Here is a 22,990-nt window from a genome sequence, read left to right on the forward strand (position 1 = left end):
AGCCTCCGACCGTACAAGCATGCCGGTCGGGACCGACGGAGAGGGCTGGTAGGTAACCATGGAAGAGCCGCGTCGCCTCGGCGGCCGGTACGAGCTGGGCCAGGTGCTCGGCCGTGGTGGCATGGCGGAGGTCTACCTCGCGCACGACACCCGGCTCGGCCGCACCGTGGCAGTGAAGACGCTCCGCGCGGACCTCGCGCGCGACCCGTCCTTCCAGGCCCGCTTCCGCCGGGAGGCCCAGTCGGCCGCCTCGCTCAACCATCCCGCGATCGTGGCGGTCTACGACACGGGCGAGGACTACATCGACAACGTGTCGATCCCGTACATCGTCATGGAGTACGTGGACGGCTCCACACTCCGTGAGCTGCTCCACTCCGGCCGCAAGCTGCTGCCGGAGCGGACGCTGGAGATGACGATCGGCATCCTCCAGGCCCTGGAGTACTCGCACCGGGCTGGCATCGTCCACCGCGACATCAAGCCGGCCAACGTCATGCTCACCCGCAACGGCCAGGTCAAGGTCATGGACTTCGGCATCGCCCGCGCCATGGGCGACTCCGGCATGACGATGACCCAGACCGCCGCCGTGATCGGCACCGCCCAGTACCTCTCCCCGGAGCAGGCCAAGGGCGAGCAGGTCGACGCCCGCTCCGACCTGTACTCCACGGGCTGCCTGCTCTACGAGCTGCTCACGGTCCGCCCGCCCTTCGTCGGCGACTCCCCGGTCGCCGTCGCCTACCAGCACGTGCGCGAGGAACCGCAGGCGCCGAGCGTCTTCGACCCCGAGATCACGCCCGAGATGGACGCGATCGTGCTGAAGGCCCTGGTCAAGGATCCGGACTACCGCTACCAGTCGGCCGACGAGATGCGCGCCGACATCGAGGCATGCCTCGACGGCCAGCCCGTCGGTGCCACCGCCGCGCTGGGCGCCATGGCCGCCGGCGGCTACGGCGCCTACCCCGACGACCAGCCGACCACCGCCCTGCGCTCGGACGGGGGCGGCGGCGCCACGACCATGCTGCCGCCCATGAACCCGGACGACGGCGGCTACGGCTACGACGAGCGCCCCGACCGGCGCCGCCAGCAGCCCCGCAAGAAGAACACCTCCACGATCTTCCTGGTGCTGGCCGGCGTCCTCGTCCTCGTCGGCGCCATCCTGATCGGCAAGTACGCGTTCAGCGGGGGCGGGGGTGCGGGCAACGGCACGGTCGAGGTGCCCGCCCTGATCGGTCAGACGCAGAACGACGCCGAGCAGCTGCTCACCAACTCCGACCTCAAGCTGGGCACGGTCGAGCAGAAGCCCTGCGAGGACCAGAAGAAGGGCAGCGTCTGCGACCAGGACCCCAAGCAGGGCACCTCGGTCGACAAGGAGTCCACCGTCAACCTGGTGGTCTCGACCGGCGCGCCCAAGGTCGCCGTCCCGAACGTGATCGACAAGAACGTCGACGAAGCCACCAAGCAGCTCGAGGACAAGGGCTTCCAGGTCGAGACCAAGCAGACCGAGTCCTCCCAGGACGAGGGCACCGTCCTCAGCCAGGATCCGGACCCGGGCAAGGAGCTGGAGAAGGGCTCGACGGTGACCCTGGAGGTCGCCAAGGCCGAGGAGAAGGCCACGGTGCCGGACGTCGTAGGCCAGTCCTGCGACCAGGCCAAGTCCCGGATGGAGGACGAGAATCTCCAGGCCACCTGCACGGAGCAGCCCACCAACGACCCCAACCAGGTCGACAAGGTGATCTCCACCACGCCGCAGGGAGGACAGCAGGTCGACCCGGGCTCGCAGGTCACGATCGTCGTCGGCAAGGCCGTGGAGAAGACGAAGGTGCCCGAGATCAAGCTCGGCACGCCCCTGGGGCAGGCCCAGCAGACCCTGCAGCAGGCCGGCTTCACCAACATCCAGGTCAACGGTCCGAACGACGGCAACGCGGTCGTCATAGGGCAGAACCCGCCGGCCAACAGCGAGGTCGACGACCCCGCCGCCACGCAGATCACCCTCACCACGGTGGGTGGCAACGGCGGAAACAACAACAACGGCGGAAACGGAAACGGCGGCACCATCGCCGGCCTTCCCGGCTTCGGCGACTGACACCAGCAGTGGCCCTCCTCAGTCTCTGCGGAGGAGGGCCAGGTCCGTCCGCCATGCTCAAGCACCTAGGGCAACATAGGTCGGCGCTGATGACCTTTCCAACGCAGGAGTTGAGCGTTCGGTCCGGTTTGGAGACGTCGCATTCGAGCGCGCCCGGATGAGCTGTGCGAACGCCTGCACCGCTGCTGTCACAGGGCGGTGGCACGGCCAATACAGGGAGCAAGCCATCGCGTGACAGGGATCTGCCGTGCAGCGTCGTGTACGTGCTGCCGGGATCCAGTGAAGTATCGGCAGACCACGGAACCCGGCTTCGACTCGGGTACGACCTGCTGGCAACGCTTGCGGGACTGGGAACTAGGCGGGCGTGGTGAACTACTCGAAGCCCTGCTCGCTGGCCTCAACGCGACCTCCGTCCGGTCTGGTGCCGCCTGCCTGGTCGACTCGTCACACGTAAGAGCACTAATGGGGGCAGGGCACGGGCCCGTCCCCACTCGATGTGGCCGATCCACTCGAAGCTGTCCAACTGTAACCACCGACAGGCATGACATTCCGCTCGCGGTCCTGTTCGCCGGTGGCAGTCGTAACGACGTCACTCATCTGCTGTCCCCGCGCGACGTGATCCCGCCGATTCGCGGACCTGCTGCGCAGCCCCCTCCATGTGATCAAGGGGCAGCGGCGGCTGCACGGCCTGGCGAGTGGCCACACCAAGCACGCCCACGCAAGTCTCAGCCGCGGCCTTGACAGCGCGGACAGCAGGGACGGCAGCAAAGAAGGCGGCCGGCAGGCTGATGGTAGACACGGAGCCTGTGCGCCGACGCACCGATAGTCAGCGCCGTTCGACGGCGTGGTCAGGTCTGGGACGGCTAAAGAGCGGGCGTGAGTCACCGAGTGGGGCGTACTCGGCGCATGTTCCGTCCAGCAGGAAGAGGCAGGCCGCCTCACACAGGCCGCTCAGTCAGAGGCGGCGGTTCTTCGGTGAGCAGGCGGACATGCACTGGTATGGGCGTGAGTGGAGAACTCCGCTGACCGCGAACCCGACAGCGATCTTCGCCAGGGTGACGTACTTCCGCAGATGCACCAGAGGCTCCAGCGCGCGTGGGCACTCAGCCGCTCAGCGGTCGCCTTGAACAAGCTAATTTAAGGTGGCAAATTTTCACCTTAAGGCCGATGAATACTTTCTTGCTCGATCGTCAGCGTTGGCGTGACGCAACTTTTCCGACTGCAACCAAGGACGCCGGCAATGGCGGATCTCAAACACCCCTTGGCAGTGATCCATGTCACACAATAACCTAGATCGAATGCACCTTTTGTCTACTCTGGCTATATTGCAGCGCCGCTACTGCAATGCCATGATCATGGCGCTTGCACGCAATCCTAAGGGGAGGATTTTCTAGTGTCGTTGGTGAATAAGAAAGTTCTTGCAGTGCTCGCTTCGACCGCCTCAGTCCTCGGACTAGCTGTAGTGGGAGCACCATCCGCCAGCGCTGCCGCCGCCGGCGCTTACGGCTGCACTGGCGCAGAGATCGACACCTACCCTGTCAAGACTTCCAGCGGCAGCACCTGGGGCACCGTCCATCTTTACTACAACGCTTCGAATGGCCAAAACTGTGCCGTGACAGTGAAGAGTGCTTATGTTGGCACCCCAAGCCTCACCGCGATCTACTTGAACGTCACCGGCGGCGGGGACTCCGACAGCGACTCCGGTAACTACTCCTCTTACGCGGGGCCTGCTTCCATAAGCGCCGCCGGTCGCTGCATAAGCATTAACGGGGTAGTTTGGAATCCCGCACATACACAACTGGCCCAACAGGTAGCGGTTGGCGTTCATTGCGGCTGAATTAATTACCGCCGCTGATCAGGTGAGGCCCCCAAGCCGTTGACTAAGATTTCTCAAACCTAAGTCACACTGCCCGGGGCCTCCTTCACCGGGTCCGTGTAGTAGCCGACCACGTCGTCATTGAGGATCTTCATCGACGTGCCCTTTCCCACCAGGATCTCGCCCTTGCCCATGGCCGGGACGTGCAGGAAGCCGATGCCCGCTTGGTGTCCGGCGCCTGGGGGCCACCCGGGCCCCCGCGGTCCTGGGCCCAGTTGCCATGGACCTTGTCGGCCTGTTTGTCCGCCGCCCGGTCGGCGCCGACTGACACGTGCCGCGCCCCTCGGAAGGGAGCGTTCCGCCCCTTTGCCGAGAACCCGGGACTTTGTCGTCGCGCACGATCTCGCGGGCTTCGCGACAAGGGTGCGTCACCACCACCCCGACCGACCGTCGTGGTCATCGCCACACAGCAGTAGCGACCGCGGAGGCGAGACAGAGCACACCGGCCGCCGCTAGTGCTGGGTTCCTCAAACGGTGTACACATATCGGCGCCGTCGTCGGCGGGTTGGCGGTGCGGGTCGGCCCCAGATCCATGGGTTGGCCCGCGAGTTGAGCTGGTCGGTCGCCAGGGTGGTGGTGTATGTGATGTCGTCGCGGTTGGCGAAGGACTGGCCGGCGAGGGCGGCCTTGCGGAAGATGCGCCACCAGCCTTCCTGCAGGTTGAGCCAGCACGCGCCGACAGCGATGAAAGCGTGGTGGATGCGGGGATGGTCCTCGAGCCAGGTTCGGGTGGACAGGCTGTTGTGACTGGACAGGTTGTCGGTGATGATCCAGATCTCCCCGTCGGGGTTGGCGTCCTCGACTTGTTGCAGGAACTGCTGGTAGAAGACGCTGTTGCGGGAGGATGCGGTCATCGTGAGGGTCTGGCCATCTGCTGGCCGCAGACCGCCATGGACCCAGGTCTTCTCCGGTCCTCGGCCGTAGTCGAGTTCCGCTTTGATCCGGTGCCCGTCCGGTGACCAGGCAGGTGCGGGCGGGAAAGTTCGCGGGATCACCGGCCCCAGCTCGTCGGCGCAGATCACCGTCGCGCCGACGAGCGGGTGGGTGTAGAGGTCGATGATCCGTGTCCTTTTGGGACGAAGTCCGGGTCCTTCGAGCGCGTCCAAGACCGGGTACGACGCCAGCGCACGCCCTCGGCGAGCAGGATGCGGCGCACCTGTGAGCGGCCCACCTCGATCCCTGTGGCCCGCGCTGCCGCGGTCAGGGAATCCAGGGTCCACTCAGATGGCCCGGACTCGTCGAAGGCCCACAGTTCCCCGACGGTCTCCCACCTCAGCCACCCCGGCGGCACGCTTTTGACCACGGAAATGATCCGAGATCGTTCCTCCTCGGTGATCCGCCGTTTGCGGCCCTGCCCGCCCAGGTCATCCAGCACCTGCAGGCCCGAGCGGTTGAAGCGGTGCAGCCAGCACCGGACCGTCTTCTGACTGCAGCCCAGCTCAACAGCGATCGCCGGCACGCGCAGCCCCGACCAGCTCAGCTCGATCATCCGAGCCCGTATCACTGCATCCTGCGGAGCCTTCCGCGCCCGCGACAAGCGGCGAACGACGGTCCGCTCGTCCTCATCGCACCCCGGTCGTGCCCGTAAAACCATCCTCCAGCACCCGCCCCCGAGCACCCTCAACTATCCCGCCACCAGCACATATACCCAACGAAAGAGGAACCCAGCACTAGCAGCACGAAGAACACGATGGCCGGGTTGACCCAGGAGGGAACGAGGTCGAAGTTCTCGTTGCACTTGCCGCGCAGCCGAAACCAACGGTCGAACTCCTCCGCGTGCGCTGCCCGATAGGCCTCGTCATAGCGGACACCGTGACCATGAACACACGCCTCCCCGACATCGAGGCCCCCGGAGAGAATCCCGGTCAGGCAGGCGACAGCGAGTCCCGCCACACCCGCCGAGACACCGACCACACCCAGCGACAGCCAGGTACGGGGCCGCTCCCACGCCCTCTCACGGACTGCCCGGACGCTAACGCGCCCCCCTCGGCGGCCATCCCGACGCACAACATCGCCACCACGACGGCCACGACGGTGCCGAGCAGGAACACCAGGGCCACTCCCATCACCGCCAGTCCGCCCAGGTAGGCGAGCCGCTCAGGCCGGGAGCACAACGGCATCGAACGTGTCTTCATATGTCACAACTCGTTAAGTCCGGTTGACCACATCATCCCAAGAGGGAAGGAAGGCCGGGCGATGATCAACGAGACGGCTCTACTGGAATCGCGAACCCTACGCAGCGGCGTCCTCGAACGCACGGACGTACTCGATCGCGTGAAGGCGCTGTCCCTGCTGCCGGACGGCATGCACGTGACCACGGCGATGGTGGCGGCGTACTTCGAGGTAACCGTGAAGACGCTCGAGTCCTCCGTCGAGGACCATCGCGAAGAACTGCTGGCCAGCGGCTACCAGGTCTTGACGGGTACGCGACTGGCCCTCCTTAAGAGGGCCAGTGGGATCCAGTCCCGCTCCCGTTCCCTCGCGCTGTACTCTCGCCGCGCCGTCCTCAACATCGCCATGCTGCTCCGCGACAGCGAAGTCGCACGCCAGGTACGTGTCTACCTCCTGGACATGGAGTACGTGGCGCGCGCACAGCCTGTGGACAACCCAGCCCCAACAGACACCATCGCCCAAGATGCCCGCATCGACCAGCGCATCACCCACATCCTCGGCCGGACCGTCGTGCCGATGTTCAACGCCCTCATCGCCACGTCCGGCGAACACCGCCGCGAGCTCATCGAACTTCGCAGGGACATCGAGAACGTCGAACGCAAGCTGTGCTGGCACCACAAGCGCCTCGCCACCCTGGAAGGAGACACCCCTGCCGACGACGTCAGGGCGAAACTGAAGGCGATGACCTGGCAGGCATTCGAGCACCACGTCGCCGACCTGCTGCGCCGAGACGGCTGCGTCGACGTCGTCGTACGACAAGCCCGAACCGACCGCGGTATCGACATCACTGGCCGCACCGCCGACGGGCGCACCGTCGCCGTCCAGTGCAAGAACAGATCCGGCCGCTCGACCGTACCCAGCGCGGACATGCAGAAGTTCGCGGGCGCGGCACGCGCCATCGACCACGTGGACATCGCCCTGTTCGTCGCCACCTGCAACTTCAGCCACGAATCAGAGGCTGTCGCCAAACTCAGCGGCGTCGTCACCGTGAACCGCGAGGAGCTGGAAGCCTGGAGCGCCGGAGTGCTGCTCAAGGAGCTCCAGTAAGCGACACGGCAAAAGGCCCGAAGCCGCAAAAGGAAGTTGCGGCTTCGGGCCTACGCCATCCTAAGGGTGACTGAGATCCCTTAAGGACCTCAGTCACCTCACCGCAACTCCGCCGGCGGCGTGCGGTCCTCGTCCACCTTCTGGGTGCGGACCAGCTCGCCCCAGACCACGTACCGGTAGCGGCTCGTGTAGACCGGGGTGCAGGTCGTCAGGGTGATGTAGTGGCCGGCCTTCTTCTTGCCGGACTCCTTGGGGATGCCGCCGAGCACCTCGACGTTGTACTTCGAGGTCTCGGGCAGCACGGCGTACGTCTTGTAGACGTACCAGGTGTCCTTCGTCTCGAAGACGATCGGGTCACCCTTCTCTATCTTGTCGATGTTGTGGAACTTGGCGCCGTGCCCGTCCCGGTGGGCGGCGAGCGAGAAGTTGCCCTTCTTGTCCGAGGTGGGCAGCGTCGCCTTGACCGGGTCCGTGTAGTAGCCGGCCACGCCGTCGTTGAGGATCTTCATCGACGTGCCCTTCTCCACCAGGACGTCGCCCTCGCCCATCGCCGGGACGTGCAGGAAGCCGATGCCCGCCTTGGTGTCCAGCGCGCCCGGGCCGCCCCCGCCCACCCGGTCCTGGGCCCAGTTGTCGCGGACCTTCTCGGCCTGCTTGTCCGCCGCGCGGTCGGCGACCACGTTCGTCCACCACAGCGAGTAGACGACGAACAGGCCCATCACCAGGCCCGCGGTGATGAGCAGCTCGCCGAAGACGCTGACCGCCTGCGCGACGATCCGCCGGGGACCGCGCCCGCGGCGGCCCGCCCCGGGATCCGGTGGGCCGTCCTCGCCGGCGTGCTCCTGCTGATCCGTGTCGGTGGTCGCTGCCACTGGTCATCCGCCCTTAACTGACGAGCGCATCCGGCTTGCCCTTGCTGCGCGGCCGTTCCTCGACCATCTTGCCCCACACGATCATGCGGTACTTGCTGGTGAACTCCGGCGTGCAGGTGGTGAGGGTGATGTAGCGGCCGGGTCCCTTGAAGCCCGACTGCTTCGGGACCGGGTCCAGCACGCTCACGTTGCTCGGTGACGTCACCGGCAGGATCGACGCCATCTTGTACACGAAGTACTTGTCCTGCGTCTCCACCACGATCGGGTCGCCCGGCTCCAGCTTGTTGATGTACCGGAACGGCTCGCCGTGCGTGTTGCGGTGCCCCGCGAGCCCGAAGTTGCCGGCCTTGGCGTCCGGCATCGCGGTCTTCAGCCCGTCCTCCGCGTAGTGCCCGACCATGCCCCGGTCCAGCACCTTCTTGCTGCTGATGCCCTCCGCGATCGGCACCACCACGTCCAGCTTGGGGATGTGCAGCAGCGCGAACCCCTGCCCGGGCTCGAAGGCCCCCGGGTTGCGCTTGCCGTTCGCCCAGTCGTCCTGGAGGTCGCTCGCGGCCTGGTTCGCCTGGGCGTGCGCCCGCACGTTCGTCCACCACAGCTGGTAGGTGACGAACAGCAGCATCAGCACACCGGTCGTGATGAAGATCTCACCGATGGCCCGGCTGGCGATCACCGCGGCGCCGGGCTTGCGCGCCCGTGCCTGCCGGCGGGCCTCCACGCGCGACAGAGGCGCCTTCGCGGTCCCCTCGGCCTCCGCCTCCACCGACGGGCCCCGGGGCGCCCCACGGCGCCCGTGACGCCGTTTCGCGGCCTTCCTGCGGGCCGCCCGTCCGCCGCCCACGGGGCCGTCCCCCGCGGAGGCGGAGGCTGTCCCGGCGGGTGTCCGCCGCGCAGGGGGCTGTGGAACCCGCAGCGCCACCGTCTCGTCGTCGGCGAGTGGCGGCCGGTACTCGTCCCCGGATTCCCCGGACCCGGACTCCTCGTACCAACCGTCCCCGAACGCACCGGAATCCCCGTACGGCTGCCCGTACGAGGATCCCTGGTCACCGGCCGTGCCGGAGTCGCGCTCGGGGCGCAGCGCGGTCACGCCGTGGCCCTGCCCACCACCGGGGCGAGCCCCGCCGACCTCGCCACCGCGTCCTGGTCGCCGCACTCCACCAGCCAGTTGGCCAGCATCCGGTGCCCGTGCTCGGTCAGCACCGACTCCGGATGGAACTGCACGCCTTCCACCAGCAGGTCCCGGTGGCGCAGGCCCATCACGATCCCGTCCGGCGTGCGGGCCGTCACCTCCAGCTCCGGCGGCACCGTGGCCGGCTCCGCCGCCAGCGAGTGGTACCGCGTCGCCGTGAACGGCGAGGGCAGCCCGGCGAAAACGCCCCGGCCGGTGTGCTCCACCGGCGAGGTCTTGCCGTGCAGCAACTCGGGCGCCCGGTCCACCACGCCGCCGTACGCCACCTGCATCGACTGCATGCCCAGGCACACGCCGAAGACCGGAACCCCGGTGGCCGCGCAGTGTCGCACCATCTCGACGCACACCCCGGCCTGCTCCGGCGTACCCGGGCCGGGCGAGAGCAGCACGCCGTCGAAGCCGTCCTGGGCGTGTGCCGTCGACACCTCGTCGTTGCGCAGCACCTCGCACTCGGCGCCGAGTTGGTACAGGTACTGGACCAGGTTGAAGACGAAGCTGTCGTAGTTGTCGACGACGAGGATGCGCGCGCTCACTGGTTGTCCACCGTCACATCGTTGAAGGGCAGCAGCGGTTCGGCCCACGGGAAGACGTACTGGAACAGGACGTAGACCACGATCATCGCCAGCATGAGCGAGAGCAGCGCCTTCACCCACACGTTGCCCGGCAGATGCCGCCAGATCCAGCCGTACATGCCGTCCCTTCCGTCGCACCACGGCGCCAGACTCACGCCGTACCGCACCAGACTAGCGGCGCCGGGGGCCGGGGAACGGCCCTAATCCACAGGCTGGGCATAGTGCAGGTCCGCCGTGCCCGAGTAGCCCGGCAGCGTCACCCGCCCGTCGTCCTCGACCTTCCAGCCGAGCCCGTACACGTTGACGTACACCATGTAGTTCTGGATCGCGGGCGACTTCGCCAGCGCGTCCTTCAGGTCCTCCGGGTCCCCGACCGCCTGGATCTTGTACGGCGGTGAGTAGACGCGGCCCTGGAGGATCAGGGTGTTGCCCACGCAGCGCACCGCGCTGGTGGAGATCAGCCGCTGGTCCATGACCTTGATGCCCTTGGCGCCGCCCTGCCACAGGGCGTTCACCACGGCCTGGAGGTCCTGCTGGTGGATCACCAGGTAGTCGGGCTGCGGTTCCGGATAGCCGGGGAGCTTCGCGGTGGCGTCCGGCGGGGCGTCGTCGAGCGTGACGGTGATCGCCTTGCCCTTCAGCTTCTGCGTGCCCGCCTTCTCCTCCAGCGCCGCCAGTTCGTCGTCCTCGGACTTCGTCCGGCCGTCGTCGCGTTCGGCGAGCGATTCGACGTCCTCGCGCAGGGCTCCGTTGGACTCCTGAAGATCGCCGTTCTCCCGGCTGCGCTCGTGGATGAGATCGGACAACTTGAGCAAAGAGGCGTCCGTACGGATATTGGTGCCCTTCGCCGTATTGAAACTGGTGAAGAAGATAAGTCCGGCGAGTGCGAAGACGGCCGCCGTGAGTATCCGCACGGGCCGGAAACGGCGTCGGCGGACAGGGCTGGATCCCGTCCCGGGGGAGTCGGCAGAATTGCTCAACGTACCCTTATCTCCTTCGGCGCCACGGAAGGACTACGCTAACGGACGCCCGGGGGAGCGCTCAGAGTCCCCTTGTCCCATGTACGCCGCCCACCGAGACCGAGCCCCGTTCCCTGCGCGGCCACGCAGCGCATCGACAGGAGAGACCCTCGTGCCGAAGTCACGTATCCGCAAGAAGGCCGATTACACGCCGCCGCCCTCGAAGCAGGCGACCAGCATCAAGCTGACCAGCCGCGGCTGGGTGGCGCCGGTCATGCTGGCCATGTTCGTCATCGGCCTGGCCTGGATCGTCGTCTTCTACGTCACCGACGGTTCCCTGCCCATCGACTCGCTGGGCAACTGGAACATCGTGGTGGGCTTCGGTTTCATCGCCGCGGGGTTCGGCGTCTCGACGCAGTGGAAGTAGCCCCGGCGGTGGCCGCCCAGTAGCTCCGTATCAGCTCTGCCCAGGGGTATTCACGGAGTTATCCACAGGCACTGTCCACACGTTGGGGAAAAGAAAGACGATCTGTGGATAACCCGCCGGACATTGACGCCGGTGTGACGGAAGTACTGGCTGGACCACAGTTCCGAAAACATGTTCGCCCCCTGCCTGACCTGCGAGAACACTGGTCAGCGACAGGGGGCACATGTGTTCCCGCACGCTGTGCACAAGATCCGCCACCTACTGTGGACAACTGGCGCTCAGGTGAGCTGCATCGTCCTCAACAGGGTCAGTCCTACGACGACCACGAGGACCAGCGCACAGGTGCCGTACTGGACGAGCGCGCGCCGCTCACGCGGGGCGTGGAGCATGGCGTAGCCGATCACGGCGCCCGCAACGAGGCCGCCGACGTGGGCCTGCCAGGAGATGTTGCCCCGGGTGAAGGTAAAGATCAGGCTGATGGCCAGCAGGATGACGACCGGTCGCATGTCGGCGTTGAGCCGGCGGACGAGCGCGGCGGTGGCACCGAAGAGGCCGAAGATCGCACCCGAGGCGCCGAGGGTGGCCGTGGTGGGTGACTCGAGCAGATAGGCGAGGACGCTGCCGGCGAGGCCGGAGACGAGGTAGAGCGCGAGGTAGCGGGCTCTGCCGAGGGCCGCTTCCAGGGGCCCGCCGAGGAACCACAGGCTGATCATGTTGAAGCCGATGTGCCAGATCTCCTCGTGGGTGAACATCGTGGTCACCAGGCGGTACCACTCGCCCTCCGCGACGCCCTCGGTCGGGACGAAGGGGGCGGGGGGCCAGCGTCCGATGAGCACCATGTCGCCGAGGAAGGACGACGGAAGTGCCTGGACGGCGATGAACACCGCCACGTTGATCCCGATCAGGATCTTGGTGACGAGGTGGGGGTCGGCCGCGACGGTGCCGCCCGGGAGGGTGCGGGGCCGGGAGGCACTCGGGGCGGGGCCGGTGGCCCCCGGTGTGCGGCCCGCCGCGCAGTCGGGGCAGTGGAAGCCGACGGAGGCGTTGACCATGCAGTCGGTGCAGATGGGGCGTTCGCAGCGGGTGCAGCGGATGCCGGTCTCGCGGTCGGGGTGGCGATAGCAGCCGGGCAGGCTGTGGGCTCCCGGCGAGCCGGCGTCCGGTGGGCCGGCGGCCGCGTGGTCCATGGCATCCCCTCGGTCGTCCCTGCGGGCGGTGTGTGCAGATGCACCGCCCCGCCCTTCTCTACGGATGGGCGGGGCGTTTGGTTCCTGCCCGGTGTACGGGGCTCTCAGGCGTTGCGCGTCTCCACGACGACCGATTCGATGACGATGTCGGTCAGGGGGCGCTCGGTGCGGGGGTTGGTCCGGGCTGCCGCGATGGTGTCGACGACCTTCTGGCTGGCCGCGTCGGTCACCTCGCCGAAGATCGTGTGCTTGCGGTTCAGCCAGGTCGTCGGGGAGACGGTGATGAAGAACTGCGAGCCGTTGGTGCCCGGGCCGGCGTTGGCCATGGCCATCAGGTAGGGCTTGTCGAAGGCGAGGTCGGGGTGGAACTCGTCCGGGAACTGGTAGCCGGGGTCGCCGGTGCCGTTGCCCAGCGGATCGCCGCCCTGGATCATGAAGCCGCTGAGGACCCGGTGGAAGACGGTGCCGTCGTAGAGCCTGGCCGTGGACTTCTCGCCGGTGGCCGGGTGGGTCCACTCCCGTTCGCCGCGGGCGAGCTCGACGAAGTTCTTGACGGTCCTGGGCGCGTGGTTCGGCAGCAGCCGGACCTCGATGTCACCTTGGTTGGTCTTCAGGGTGGCGTAGAGCTGCTCGGCCACGATGTGCCTTCCCTCGTCCTGTTGTGCGCACCGATCCTCGCACGGTCGGGGGTGCGTTCGTCGCTCATACCGCTGGGTCACGAGCATGCGGCGCCGATACGTGGCATCGTCGGGGACAGGCGCGTGTTGCCCGGCATTCATCCGTTATTGATGTCGATCAGTGCTTGTTCGCAACTTCATCACTACTTGTCCCAGAGGCCACGGCGGCATCGCCCGTGACCCGGATGCCCGCCCTCGCATGCCTGGCGGTGCGTCCCCAGGCATGATCCGTAAAAGGGTGGAAAGTCGAATTACCGTACGCCACCGAGGAGGAGGAACCCGTGACCCGCATCGACAGCGTGCGCGCCGCGACCGGTTCGGCGAAGGACAGCGTGCTGCACGCCGCGGAAGTGGTGGCGCCCTACGCCGACACGGCCAAGGACAGGGCCGCTCACTATGCACAGGAGGCGCGCGTACGGCTGGCGCCCAAGGTGTCCCAGGCCACGTGCCAGGCGCGTCAGCAGTACGGCACGCATGTCGCGCCGCGGCTGGAACAGGCTCGTACGCATGTGCCGCCGAAGATGGACGCGGCCGCGCAGGAGGCCGCGATCCGTACGCGTCTGGCCGCCAGGCAGGCGGCCGACTATTCCCGACCGAGGATCGAGCAGGCGGTGGCCGCGGCCGGTCCCGTGCGCGAAGAGGCCACGGCGCGTGGTGCCGCCGCGCTGGCCGCACTGCGTGGTCAGGTCACGGCCAAGGAGATCCAGCGGCTGACGCGCAAGCACCAGCGCCGGGCCAGGGCCGGCCGGGTCGCCAAGGTCTTCGCGGTGGTCGGCATCGTCGCGGGCGGCGCCTTCGCCGCCTGGAAGTGGTGGGACAAGCAGGCCAACCCGGACTGGCTGGTGGAGCCGCCGGAGGCGACGGAGGTTCCCGAGTCGGGTCGGCTGACGTCCGTGGACGGTACCGGCGAGGCGATCCTCGATCCCGAGGTGCAGGCCAAGCAGGCCCAGGAGGAGGCGGCGGAGGGCGACGAGCCCCGCTGATCGCCGCTCGACGTACTAGTACCGGCCACTGCTTCTTACCGCCGCGGGGCGGGAGACCCTGAGTCTCCCGCCCCGCGGCGATGTTTCACGTGAAACGGCGCTCAGCGGCCGTAGCGGCGTTCCCTGAGGGAGTAGGAGCGCAGGGCGCGCAGGAAGTCGATCTCACGGAAGTCCGGCCAGTAGGTCTCGCAGAAGTGGACCTCTGCATAGGCGGACTGCCAGAGCAGGAATCCGGAGAGCCGCTGCTCGCCGGAGGTGCGGATGATGAGGTCGGACTCGGACCGTGTCTTGGAGTACAGGTGCTTGGAGATGTGCTCCATGGTGAAGGTCTCGATGAACTCGTCGATGTCGCCGCCCTGGGAGCTGTGCTCGGTCAGGGCGGAGCGCACGGCGTCGACGATCTCGCGTCTGCCTCCGTAGCCCACGGCGACGTCGACCTTGGTGCCGCCCTTGCGGCCCTGGGTGGCGGCGGTGGCGGTCTTGAGGCGGCTCGCCGACTCCGCGGGCAGCAGGTCCAGTGCGCCGACGGCCTCGACGGGCCAGGGGTTGCCCGGCGCGGCCAGCTGCTCGACGACCTCGGCGATGATGTCGATGAGGGGGTTCAGCTGCTCTTCGGGCCGGGCGAGGTTGTCGTCGGAGAGCATGAACAGGGTGACGTGCTCGATCTGCGCGGAGTCGCACCAGCGCAGGAAGTCCAGCACCTTCGCACCGCCGGCCCGGTAGCCCTCGCGGGGGTCGTCGATGCCGGACATCTTGGCCCACCGGCGGTTGCCGTCGAGCATGATGCCGATGTGCTGGGGGCGTGGGCGTCCTTCCAACTCCCTGACCAGCCGCTTCCTGTAGAGCGCGTCGAGAGCGGCTCGTACCTTCGCCCGCATGGTCTTACCCCTTCCACCTCGTCGGTAGCGACCGGACGGCTCCGACGGCGATGAGCCACGTGGCACCGCCCCGCAGGGGTGTGGCGCTGATGCCCTGTGGGGTGACGATATCAAGAGCAGACAGCGCCGCCGGGGCGCCGAGAGGGGCCCGTCCGTGCGCCGCATCATGCGGCGGCGCGGGCGCCGGGGCGTTGTTCCACGTGCTCAACTGGCCCTTTCCCTCCGGTTGTTGTTGATCACCCGGCCGGTGCGGGCGATGCGGGGCACGGTGCTAGGGCGACGACGGTGAGCAACCTCTCCGTCCGCCGGGGCACGCGCCGCGGGACCGCTGCGCACCGCCTGGCGAGAACAGAACACCTCCGACCCGTGTTTCCGCAGGTCGGAGGTGTACTTGACGGTGGAGCCTAGGGGAGTCGAACCCCTGACATCTGCCATGCAAAGACAGCGCTCTACCAACTGAGCTAAGGCCCCTCGTGAGGCGCCGCCGGTCCTTGTGCCACGGACCGTCGGGCGCCGGGGACCAGAGTACCGGGTCGCCCCCCGTATCTCACAAATGATTGGGGGTCCCGGGGAACGACCACGCTCCGTAAGATGCTCGGCGTGGTTCGCTGGAGCGAACTGCGGTTTTTGGGGAAGCGATGGGGAGACGCAATGGACGCCGCACAGCAGGAAGCCACCGCAAGAGCGCGGGAACTGCAGCGGAACTGGTACGGGGAGCCGCTGGGGGCGCTCTTCCGCAGGCTTATCGATGATCTCGGTCTCAACCAGGCTCGTCTCGCGGGGGTACTGGGGCTGTCCGCACCGATGCTGTCGCAGCTGATGAGCGGCCAGCGGGCGAAGATCGGCAATCCCGCGGTGGTCCAGCGGGTCCAGCTGCTGCAGGACCTGGCGGGGCAGGTCGCCGACGGCAGTGTGAGCGCGGCCGAGGCGACGGAGCGCATGGACGAGATCAAGAAGTCGCAGGGGGGCTCGGTGCTCAGCAACACCACGACGACCACGAGCAGTTCGGGCGCGCCCACAGTCAAGCGGGTGGTCCGTGAGATCCAGTCGCTGCTGCGCTCGGTGGCGGCCGCGGGCGACATCATCGACGCGGCGGACGCCCTCTCCTCCTCGCATCCGGAGCTGGCGGAGTTCCTGCGGGTGTACGGCGCGGGCCGCACCTCGGACGCGGTCGCGCACTACCAGTCCCACCAGAACTGATCCCGTGGGTCCGGTCGCCGAGGGGGTCGGCGGCCGGGCCGGCGGGAGTGGCGCGACAGGTCCCAGGGGAGGAGCGGCGCACAGCCATGGGTGAGGTCTTCGCGGGCCGTTACGAGCTGGTCGACCCGATCGGCCGGGGCGGGGTGGGTGCCGTCTGGCGCGCCTGGGACCACCGGCGCAGGCGTTATGTGGCCGCGAAGGTGCTGCAGCAGCGGGACGCGCACTCGCTGCTGCGGTTCGTCCGCGAGCAGGCGCTGCGGATCGATCACCCCCATGTGCTGGCGCCGGCGAGCTGGGCCGCGGACGACGACCAGGTCCTGTTCACGATGGACCTGGTCACGGGCGGTTCGCTGGTCCACCTGGTCGGGGACTACGGTCCCCTGCCGCCCGACTTCGTGTGCACGCTGCTCGACCAGCTCCTGTCGGGGCTGGCCGCGGTGCACGGGGAGGGTGTGGTGCACCGTGACATCAAGCCCGCCAACCTGCTCCTCGAGGCGACGGGGACGGGCCGTCCGCGCCTCAGGCTGTCCGACTTCGGCATCGCGATGCGGCTGGGTGAGCCGCGGCTGACGGAGACCAACCTCGTGGTGGGGACGCCGGGTTACCTGGCGCCGGAGCAGATGATGGGCGCGGAGCCGGACTTCCCGGCGGACCTGTTCGCGGTGGGTCTGGTCGCCCTGTACCTGCTGGAGGGGGCCAAGCCGGACGCCAAGACACTCGTGCAGCACTTCGCCGAGCACGGTACGCCGCCCGCGCCGCGGGGGATGTCCGAGCCGTTGTGGCAGGTCGTGGCGACGCTGCTGCAGCCGGACCCGTCGGCGCGGTTCCGTACCGCGACGGGGGCGCGCAAGGCGCTGGCCGCGGCGGTGGAGCTGCTGCCGGAGCCCGGACCCGACGACGAGCTGATCGAGATCTTCGACCAAGTGGGCCCGCTGCCGCCGGGGTTCGGCCCCGAGGGCCCGCTCAAGAGGGCCTCCGGCGTGGACGACACCCCCACGGACCCCCGCAACCTCCCGACCGACGCCCCCACGGACCCCCGCAACCTCCCGACCGACGCCCCCACGGGCCCTCGCCACCTCCCGGCCGACGCCTCCACGGGCCCTCGCCACCTCCCGGGCGACGCGACCCCGTCCCCGTACGCCACCCCGCCGACGCCCTCCTGGTCGGCCACGCCCCCGCCCGACCGGTCCCCGACCGGGGCCGGGACACCCTCCACCCCGCCCACGCCGGCTACCGGCACACCGCCCGACCGGAACCACCCGTCGCCCATCGCCCCGGGTTCGACAGCCCCGCCCGCACCGCCGACCGGCCCGCCAGCCGACCGGCACCGCATGTCGCCCGCCTCCCCGGACCCGGCGCCCGCACCACCACAGGTACCGCCGACGGCGACCGGCACGCCCACCCCCCACAGCTGGTCACCATCCGCCCCGCCCGCACCACCGAGCGGCCCCACCGGGCACACGCCCTCGTCCGGGCAGGGCTGGACGCCCTCCGTCCCCGCCGCGTCGCCGTCGGCGTCCGGTCCGGCGCACCCGGACCCGGGCGGCATGCCGTCGGCGGAGGTTCCCGGGGCCGAGCGGGACGGGGCCATGTCGGAGACCGGCAGTTTCCACCTGCCGCCCCCGCAGCCGACCACCACCTCGCAGTCGACCTCGGCAGCCGACCCGGCGCAACCGCCCACGCAGCAGCGGGCGTTCACGGACACACCGCAGCACCTGCCACACCACCTGCTGCCACAGCCCCAGTCGCAGAACTCGCCGCCGGACGGCGCGCCGTACCGGGCGCCGCACGGGCCGCCGCTCCCCGCCCAGGCCCTCGCGCCGTCCCCGCCCCAGCGCGCCGACGTCCCCACCGCCGCGTACACCGCACGGAACCCGCGGTCCGCCCCTCCCGCCCAGCACCGCGGGGCACGGCGGCGCCGCCGTCCCGGTCCCCCGGCCCGGGTGGCCGTGCCGCTGCTGCTGTTGGCGCTGGCCTGCTACGCCGTGGGGTTCTGGGCGCTGACCCGTATCTGAGTCCGGCGCCGGAAGGGGGCCTAGGCCCGGCGTCGGGCCGTCGCCGTCCACACGGCCAGGCCGAGGAGCAGCAGGCTGCCGGTGCCGATCCCGCCGACGGCGACCGCCTTCATGGCGAGGTCTTCGTCCGCACCACCCGTGGACCCGCTCGCGGGCGCGGCCGCCCGGTCCTGCGCGGAGACCTCGAAGAGGCCCTTCGGCCTGGACTCCCCCGCGTAGCCGGGGCCGCTGTCCGCCGTTCCGCCGAGCCGCACGCGCAGCGTCAAGGCGAACGGGCCCTGGCCGAAGTCGTCGGCCACCTGCGCCGCGAGGTGGACCACGAGGTAGTAGTCACCGGCGAACCGCAGCGCGCCGACCTGCCCGGCGGTGGCGTACCGGTTGGGGTACGCCACGGGCGGCAGGGGGGCGAGGCCGACACTGGTCCGGCGTCCGGTGTAGCCCCTGGCGGCGTCGTCCACCTCGCCGCGCACGGGGTTGTGCAGGGCCAGCCGCAGGGCCCCGGTGGCATAGCCGGAGGCGTCCGCGGACCCGGCGAGTTCTGCGGTGGCGGACACCTGGCGGCCCCAGTCGACCGGCACCTTGTAGTAAAGGGTCTCCCCGGGCCGGATGTCGTCGCGCCAGACGCCCTGCCCGACGGGGGTGGCGTGGGCGAAGCCGTTGCCGCCCGGCCGACGTTCCGGCTCGCCGGCGAGCGGTTCGGGCGAGGCGGAGTCCCACGTCTCGGGCGCCTTGGTGGCGCCGCCCTGCCGCGGGCGGGGTTCGGCGGCGGCGGTGATCTCCAGGTCCCAGTCGTCCGGCGGGGAGTCCTGGGGGCGGGTCCGCTCGACGCCGACGTAGTAGGTGCCGGGGTCCTGGCACCGGTTGGCGCCGGGGTCGATCTCGCGCATGCCCCAGGCGGTGACCGGGCGCGGGCTGCGGGCGGCGCCGAAGGTCGTGCTCTGCACCGAGCACGAGCCGCCGTCGGCGTCCTGCACGGAGACCCGGATGCCGTCGACGGCGGTGACCTCGCCGTCGGCACCGGGTACCGCGGTGACGGAGACGTAGGCGTCGGAGGCGTCGTCGAGGTCGAGGCGGTAGTAGAGGACACCGTTCCTCGGCAGGGTGCTGCGGTACGTGGAGCCGGCCTCCAGCGGTTCGGCGCCCGCGGTGGTGCTCGCGCCCGCGACCCGCACGGCGTCGTCGGCGAAGTCGTACCCGGCGGTGGCACCGGCCGTGCTGCCGAGGTCGCCGGTGGCCAGGGCCGTGGCCCCGGGCAGGGCAGCGGTCGTCATCAGTACGGCCGCCAGCACGGCCAACCGCGCGGGCACCGTCGGCCGCACGGACACCGTCGGCCGCGCCCGCCCCGTTCCGGCGCGCCGCCGAGCCGTACACCACCGTTCCATGACCCGCCACCCCTCGCGCTCACCGGCCCTGTCGCCGCCCGCCCCGAGCCGCCCGCCCCAGCAGCCCAGCCGTCCGCCCCCAGCGGACCGTGCCCCGTCGGGGCAACACAAAACCCCGACCGTTTGACGGCCGGGGTCTGCTCAGGACCGGATGTCGGTCGTTCTCACGAACCCGTGGGCACGGAGTCGGTCGCCTCCGTCCACAGATCCTGCTCGGCGCGATCCGCCTGGATCTGGCGGTACACGAGGAGCCCGCCGATGGCGGCCAGTGCGACCAGGAGAAGCTTCTTCACCGCGCGACCTCGTCTTTCCTTGGCGTTGGGGACTTCTGGCGCCCGACTATACACACCGGCCGATACCGATCGGTGACCTGCGTCGGCGGTCAACTGCCCGTCGCCGGGGCCCTTTAGAAGTGGACGAACCCATTCTGATCGGAGGGTGATCACACCCTCACGTGCGGTGACTTTTGCCCGCCTCCCTCCCGTCTGGGCACCTTTTCAAGCCCCTTGCGGCTATTCGGGTGGTGTTCATCTGAACATCGACGCGCCACGGGCGTAGGTCCACCACTTCGCGAGCCTCATACACATCATGAGGAAAGTACGCAAATCGCCCAACCCGAAAGTGAGGGGCCATGGCCCGGAACAAGGTCCTGACGCTCTGGACCACCATCGTCACCGCCTTCCTCGCGCTGTGCACGGCGCTCGGACTCATCACGACGACGGCCGCCGCGGCCGTACCGCAGACCAAGACGCAGAGCAACACCGAGAGCGCCTCGCCCGAGGCGGCACCCGCGGCCGCGGTCCCCCTGCCCCGGTCCCGAACCGGTTCCCTGCCCCCCACGATGAAGCAGCGCATCCGCGCCGAGGCCCACGGCGCGGCACCCAGTTGCCGCCACCGTCCGCTCGCCGACGCCGCCGCGGCCACCGCCACGACCACCGGCCTCCCGTGCGACGACACCGTCGCCGAGCCTCGGGCCCAGCACACCATCCCGCTCCAGCGCTGAGCGGCCCGCGCCACCCCCGACCCTGACGTAACGGCGATCTGCGTACCGCACCACACGCGAGAAACGGCCCGGCAGCTCGACAGAGCAGCCGGGCCGCCGCCGTGTGTGCCGGAACATGAACGAACAGGGAGGTCCCCGGTCGCACCTGACCGCCCCACCCCCACCTCCACCCCCACCCTCAACTCCTCACAACCTCCCGAGGAGTCGTAGCCTGCGGCCATGACCGAGGAGAGCGATCAGGGAAAGGTGGTGAGTGCCGCCGTGAACCGGCGCGTCACCATCCTCACGGCCGTCCACGGCCCCTCCGCCCCCTTCCTCCCCGAGGCATACGCCTCGCTGTGCGCACAGGAACTGCCCGCCGGCTGGGAGTGGCGCTGGGTGATCCAGGAGGACGGCCGTACGCGGGACGTCCGGCCGTACGTGCCCGACGACCCGCGGGTCGCGTTCCACCAGGGCCGCCACGGCCGGCAGGGCGGACCCGGGCTGGCACGCACGATGGCCCTGGCCCACGCCGACGGCCCGTACGTGAAGGTGCTGGACGCCGACGACCGGCTCACTCCGGGCGCCCTGGCCCGCGACCTGGCCGCCCTGGAGGCCGACCCGTCGATCGGGTGGGCGACCTCGCGGGCCCTGGACCTCCTGCCCGACGGTTCGACGGCCGGCTTTCCCGGCGACCCGGCGCACGGGCCGATCGAGCGCGGGGTGGTGCTCGACTTCTGGAAGGCGAACGCCTTCCGCGCCCAGGTCCACCCGGCGACGCTCCTCGTCCGGCGCGACCTGCTGCTCGCCCTCGGCGGCTGGATGGCCCTGCCCGCGTCCGAGGACACCGGTCTGCTGCTGGCGCTGGGGAGCGTGAGCCGGGGCTGGTTCTCGGCGGAGGTCGGTCTGCTGTACCGCAAGTGGGAGGGCCAGGAGACCGGCCGGCCGACCCACACCGACCCCGCGGAACGCACTGCCCGGATGGCGGTGGTGGAGGCCAGGGCGCGGGCGCTCGCGTCCTTCGGGTGGCGTCCGCCGGACGGTGCCGAGGGCTTCGACGGCCCGCGCGGGCGTGGCTGACGGGGGCCGGGAGCGCCGAGGGATCAGGGCAGCCGTTCCGCGTCGACCCGGGAGAAGATCAGATCGCTCTCCTCGGTCACCGGCCCCCGCAGGCGGACCGGCGCCCGGGGCGCGCCGCGCAGTGCCGGGGGGTAGCTCCCGGGCGCGTAGTCGTTGGCCAGCCGGTAGACATGGAAACCGGCGTTCCGCATCACCGCCAGCAGGTCGTCGGCCCGGTCCCCGAGCCGGGACATGCGCTCGGGCGACACCTCCACCGTGATCTCCGCGTCGGGCCGCAGGGCACTCAGCAGCGGCGCGAGACCACGTACGACGCTCCCCTCGGCGCCCTCGACGTCGATCTTGATCACCCGTGCGCTCGCGATCTCCGCCGCGTCGAGGAGCTCCGGCAGCGGCCGGGCCCGGGCCCGGAAGCTGGACTCCACCGGCCCGTCGTAAGGGACGATGCTGTTCGCCCCCGTGTTCCGTGAGCTGGCGAGCGCGAAGGTCAGCGTCCTGGCGCGGTCGGAGACGGCGGCGTTGAGCGCGCGGACGTTGCCGAGGGCGTTGAGCCGGACGTTGCGCACCAGGCTGCCGTGCAGGTCGGGCGACGCCTCGATCGCGACGACCCGGCCCTCGGCACCGACGAGCCGGGCGGCCAGGACGCTGAAGGCGCCGATGTTGGCCCCCACGTCGACGAAGCCGTCCCCCGGCCGCAGCCGACGCCGCAGCCAGCCCGTCAGGTGCGGCTCCCAGGCGCCGAAGAGGTACAGGTACCGCTGGATGAGGTCCTGCGTGTCCACGACGAACAGCTCGCCGGTCCGCGTTTCGACGACGGCCCGGCGGGGGTGCTCACGCAGCCGCGGGTTCAGCCAGCGCGTGGCGAGGGCCGCCTTCCCGAAGGTTCCGGGGCCGCCCCGCACGTACCGGACGGCGAGGCCGACCAGGGCCTCGGTGGCGGCGGCACCCGGCCCGCCCCGGGGGATCGGCGTCAGAACCCTTCCGTTTCCGCGCGCGCGATGGTGATCGCGGCGGACGGACACCCCTCGGCCGCCTCCCGCACCCGGGGAGCGTCGACGTCGTGCTCCCGGCCGGGTATGACCGCGCCGAGGCCGTCCACCTGGGTGAAGACGGCAGGGGCCCGGTGGACGCAGTCTCCGGAGCCGTAACACTGCTCGGGGTCGACGGAGATCCTCATGCGCACTCCAGCGGCGGTCGGTGGCGGAGCCTTCACGACCTGCCTGCCCATGGAGCGGCGCGTTGAATCCGCCCTGCCCGCTCGTCCGTCGCTCCCGCGGGACACGTGCGCGTCGGCATGGTTTGGCTCCGGTCCCTCCCCTCGTGGGGACCGGTGCCAAACCATGCCGGCGCCGTTCTTCGCGGGCGGGGCGGGCCGGGTCGGGAGGGACGGGCCACCGAAAGCTGACCGAGAACAT

22 protein-coding genes, 1 tRNA gene and 1 pseudogene are annotated in these 22,990 nt (G+C 69.6%); 8 read left to right on the top strand and 16 right to left on the bottom strand.

Annotation, left to right across the window (positions count from 1 at the left end):
* Window positions 1-58 precede the first annotated feature (58 nt).
* Entirely contained in the window at window positions 59-2,080 is a 2,022-nt protein-coding gene (gene pknB / locus IE258_RS07075) for a Stk1 family PASTA domain-containing Ser/Thr kinase (protein WP_189740352.1), read from the top strand.
* Window positions 2,081-3,994: 1,914 nt separating this feature from the next.
* Here the strand turns inward: pknB and IE258_RS07080 are convergent.
* From IE258_RS07080 to IE258_RS07090, 3 genes and pseudogenes are all read right to left on the bottom strand, one after another.
* Window positions 3,995-4,224 (bottom strand): annotated as a pseudogene (locus tag IE258_RS07080) (class E sortase); the annotation flags it as partial.
* Between the two features lie 199 nt (window positions 4,225-4,423).
* Window positions 4,424-5,062: a transposase gene (locus tag IE258_RS07085; protein WP_229891967.1), complete on the bottom strand. Its 639-nt coding sequence runs from the start codon at window positions 5,060-5,062 to the stop codon at window positions 4,424-4,426.
* Window positions 4,975-5,550: a helix-turn-helix domain-containing protein gene (locus IE258_RS07090; RefSeq protein ID WP_189740355.1), complete on the bottom strand. Its 576-nt coding sequence runs from the start codon at window positions 5,548-5,550 to the stop codon at window positions 4,975-4,977. Before IE258_RS07090 ends, IE258_RS07085 begins: the two co-directional genes overlap by 88 nt.
* A 602-nt stretch (window positions 5,551-6,152) precedes the next feature.
* On the opposite strand from IE258_RS07090, the gene IE258_RS07095 reads away from it, so the two are divergent.
* Window positions 6,153-7,175 (top strand): restriction endonuclease, encoded by a 1,023-nt coding sequence (locus IE258_RS07095; RefSeq protein ID WP_189740358.1) that lies wholly within the window; start codon window positions 6,153-6,155, stop codon window positions 7,173-7,175.
* A gap of 98 nt (window positions 7,176-7,273) precedes the next feature.
* On the opposite strand, the gene IE258_RS07100 is transcribed toward IE258_RS07095, so the two are convergent.
* Genes IE258_RS07100 through IE258_RS07120 form a run of 5 tightly spaced genes read right to left on the bottom strand, consistent with a single transcriptional unit; the run spans window position 7,274 to window position 10,788 of the window.
* A complete protein-coding gene (locus IE258_RS07100) occupies window positions 7,274-8,047 on the bottom strand; it encodes a class E sortase (protein ID WP_189740361.1) in 774 nt (257 codons plus the stop codon).
* A gap of 13 nt (window positions 8,048-8,060) precedes the next feature.
* Window positions 8,061-9,134, bottom strand: a complete 1,074-nt coding sequence (locus IE258_RS07105) for a class E sortase (protein WP_189740365.1) — start codon at window positions 9,132-9,134, stop codon at window positions 8,061-8,063.
* Complete coding sequence (locus IE258_RS07110; RefSeq protein ID WP_127893123.1) at window positions 9,131-9,769, bottom strand: aminodeoxychorismate/anthranilate synthase component II; 639 nt, start codon at window positions 9,767-9,769, stop codon at window positions 9,131-9,133. Before IE258_RS07110 ends, IE258_RS07105 begins: the two co-directional genes overlap by 4 nt.
* Window positions 9,766-9,963 carry a hypothetical protein gene (locus IE258_RS07115; protein WP_189741210.1) on the bottom strand — a complete coding sequence of 66 codons (198 nt, stop codon included), beginning with the start codon at window positions 9,961-9,963 and terminating at the stop codon, window positions 9,766-9,768. Before IE258_RS07115 ends, IE258_RS07110 begins: the two co-directional genes overlap by 4 nt.
* 45 nt (window positions 9,964-10,008) lie before the next feature.
* Complete coding sequence (locus IE258_RS07120) at window positions 10,009-10,788, bottom strand: DUF881 domain-containing protein (protein WP_189740368.1); 780 nt, start codon at window positions 10,786-10,788, stop codon at window positions 10,009-10,011.
* A 151-nt stretch (window positions 10,789-10,939) separates the two neighbouring features.
* On the opposite strand from IE258_RS07120, the gene crgA reads away from it, so the two are divergent.
* On the top strand, window positions 10,940-11,194 hold the full coding sequence (gene crgA / locus IE258_RS07125) for a cell division protein CrgA (protein ID WP_003975080.1): 255 nt from the start codon (window positions 10,940-10,942) through the stop codon (window positions 11,192-11,194).
* A gap of 278 nt (window positions 11,195-11,472) precedes the next feature.
* On the opposite strand, the gene IE258_RS07130 is transcribed toward crgA, so the two are convergent.
* Both IE258_RS07130 and IE258_RS07135 read right to left on the bottom strand, forming a co-directional pair.
* Complete coding sequence (locus IE258_RS07130) at window positions 11,473-12,381, bottom strand: rhomboid family intramembrane serine protease (protein WP_189740371.1); 909 nt, start codon at window positions 12,379-12,381, stop codon at window positions 11,473-11,475.
* Window positions 12,382-12,485: 104 nt separating this feature from the next.
* Window positions 12,486-13,019: a peptidylprolyl isomerase gene (locus tag IE258_RS07135; RefSeq protein ID WP_127893121.1), complete on the bottom strand. Its 534-nt coding sequence runs from the start codon at window positions 13,017-13,019 to the stop codon at window positions 12,486-12,488.
* 320 nt (window positions 13,020-13,339) lie between these two features.
* Here IE258_RS07135 and IE258_RS07140 point away from each other — a divergent pair, with 320 nt between their 5' ends.
* The gene (locus tag IE258_RS07140) at window positions 13,340-14,041 is read left to right on the top strand and encodes a DUF5324 family protein (RefSeq protein WP_159324958.1); all 702 of its coding nucleotides are present in this window, start codon (window positions 13,340-13,342) and stop codon (window positions 14,039-14,041) included.
* Window positions 14,042-14,142: 101 nt separating this feature from the next.
* Here IE258_RS07140 and IE258_RS07145 read toward each other — a convergent pair whose 3' ends face one another.
* A complete protein-coding gene (locus IE258_RS07145; protein ID WP_159324957.1) occupies window positions 14,143-14,919 on the bottom strand; it encodes an isoprenyl transferase in 777 nt (258 codons plus the stop codon).
* 398 nt (window positions 14,920-15,317) lie between these two features.
* Window positions 15,318-15,390 (bottom strand) — tRNA-Ala (locus IE258_RS07150).
* Window positions 15,391-15,570: 180 nt separating this feature from the next.
* Here IE258_RS07150 and IE258_RS07155 point away from each other — a divergent pair.
* Window positions 15,571-16,119 carry a helix-turn-helix domain-containing protein gene (locus tag IE258_RS07155; RefSeq protein WP_087808365.1) on the top strand — a complete coding sequence of 183 codons (549 nt, stop codon included), beginning with the start codon at window positions 15,571-15,573 and terminating at the stop codon, window positions 16,117-16,119.
* Between the two features lie 86 nt (window positions 16,120-16,205).
* A complete protein-coding gene (locus tag IE258_RS07160; protein WP_189740374.1) occupies window positions 16,206-18,134 on the top strand; it encodes a serine/threonine-protein kinase in 1,929 nt (642 codons plus the stop codon).
* Window positions 18,135-18,154: 20 nt separating this feature from the next.
* On the opposite strand, the gene IE258_RS07165 is transcribed toward IE258_RS07160, so the two are convergent.
* Both IE258_RS07165 and IE258_RS41110 read right to left on the bottom strand, forming a co-directional pair.
* The gene (locus IE258_RS07165) at window positions 18,155-19,516 is read right to left on the bottom strand and encodes a hypothetical protein (protein WP_189740377.1); all 1,362 of its coding nucleotides are present in this window, start codon (window positions 19,514-19,516) and stop codon (window positions 18,155-18,157) included.
* Window positions 19,517-19,680: 164 nt separating this feature from the next.
* On the bottom strand, window positions 19,681-19,809 hold the full coding sequence (locus IE258_RS41110; RefSeq protein WP_003999697.1) for a DLW-39 family protein: 129 nt from the start codon (window positions 19,807-19,809) through the stop codon (window positions 19,681-19,683).
* 338 nt (window positions 19,810-20,147) lie between these two features.
* Between IE258_RS41110 and IE258_RS07175 the strand changes: the two genes are divergently transcribed.
* Both IE258_RS07175 and IE258_RS07180 read left to right on the top strand, forming a co-directional pair.
* Window positions 20,148-20,519 carry a DUF6344 domain-containing protein gene (locus IE258_RS07175; protein ID WP_189740380.1) on the top strand — a complete coding sequence of 124 codons (372 nt, stop codon included), beginning with the start codon at window positions 20,148-20,150 and terminating at the stop codon, window positions 20,517-20,519.
* Window positions 20,520-20,738: 219 nt separating this feature from the next.
* Entirely contained in the window at window positions 20,739-21,578 is an 840-nt protein-coding gene (locus IE258_RS07180; protein WP_229891969.1) for a glycosyltransferase family 2 protein, read from the top strand.
* Window positions 21,579-21,601: 23 nt separating this feature from the next.
* Here the strand turns inward: IE258_RS07180 and IE258_RS07185 are convergent, their stop codons facing one another.
* Window positions 21,602-22,477: an FkbM family methyltransferase gene (locus tag IE258_RS07185; RefSeq protein ID WP_189741164.1), complete on the bottom strand. Its 876-nt coding sequence runs from the start codon at window positions 22,475-22,477 to the stop codon at window positions 21,602-21,604.
* 68 nt (window positions 22,478-22,545) lie between these two features.
* Window positions 22,546-22,752 (bottom strand): ferredoxin, encoded by a 207-nt coding sequence (locus IE258_RS07190; protein ID WP_189740383.1) that lies wholly within the window; start codon window positions 22,750-22,752, stop codon window positions 22,546-22,548.
* Between the last annotated feature and the right edge of the window lie 238 nt (window positions 22,753-22,990).

This window comes from Streptomyces tendae, from assembly GCF_014650435.1.
In the GTDB taxonomy this organism is placed as follows: domain Bacteria; phylum Actinomycetota; class Actinomycetes; order Streptomycetales; family Streptomycetaceae; genus Streptomyces; species Streptomyces tendae.

Coding starts and splice junctions, on each gene's coding strand:
- pknB (WP_189740352.1), top strand. CDS start 59: ATGGAAGAGCCGCGTCGCCTCGGCGGCCGGTACGAGCTGGGCCAGGTG.
- IE258_RS07090 (WP_189740355.1), bottom strand. CDS start 5,550: ATGGTTTTACGGGCACGACCGGGGTGCGATGAGGACGAGCGGACCGTC.
- IE258_RS07095 (WP_189740358.1), top strand. CDS start 6,153: ATGATCAACGAGACGGCTCTACTGGAATCGCGAACCCTACGCAGCGGC.
- IE258_RS07130 (WP_189740371.1), bottom strand. CDS start 12,381: ATGGACCACGCGGCCGCCGGCCCACCGGACGCCGGCTCGCCGGGAGCC.
- IE258_RS07145 (WP_159324957.1), bottom strand. CDS start 14,919: ATGCGGGCGAAGGTACGAGCCGCTCTCGACGCGCTCTACAGGAAGCGG.
- IE258_RS07155 (WP_087808365.1), top strand. CDS start 15,571: ATGGACGCCGCACAGCAGGAAGCCACCGCAAGAGCGCGGGAACTGCAG.
- IE258_RS07160 (WP_189740374.1), top strand. CDS start 16,206: ATGGGTGAGGTCTTCGCGGGCCGTTACGAGCTGGTCGACCCGATCGGC.
- IE258_RS07165 (WP_189740377.1), bottom strand. CDS start 19,516: ATGGAACGGTGGTGTACGGCTCGGCGGCGCGCCGGAACGGGGCGGGCG.
- IE258_RS07175 (WP_189740380.1), top strand. CDS start 20,148: ATGGCCCGGAACAAGGTCCTGACGCTCTGGACCACCATCGTCACCGCC.
- IE258_RS07180 (WP_229891969.1), top strand. CDS start 20,739: ATGACCGAGGAGAGCGATCAGGGAAAGGTGGTGAGTGCCGCCGTGAAC.
- IE258_RS07190 (WP_189740383.1), bottom strand. CDS start 22,752: ATGAGGATCTCCGTCGACCCCGAGCAGTGTTACGGCTCCGGAGACTGC.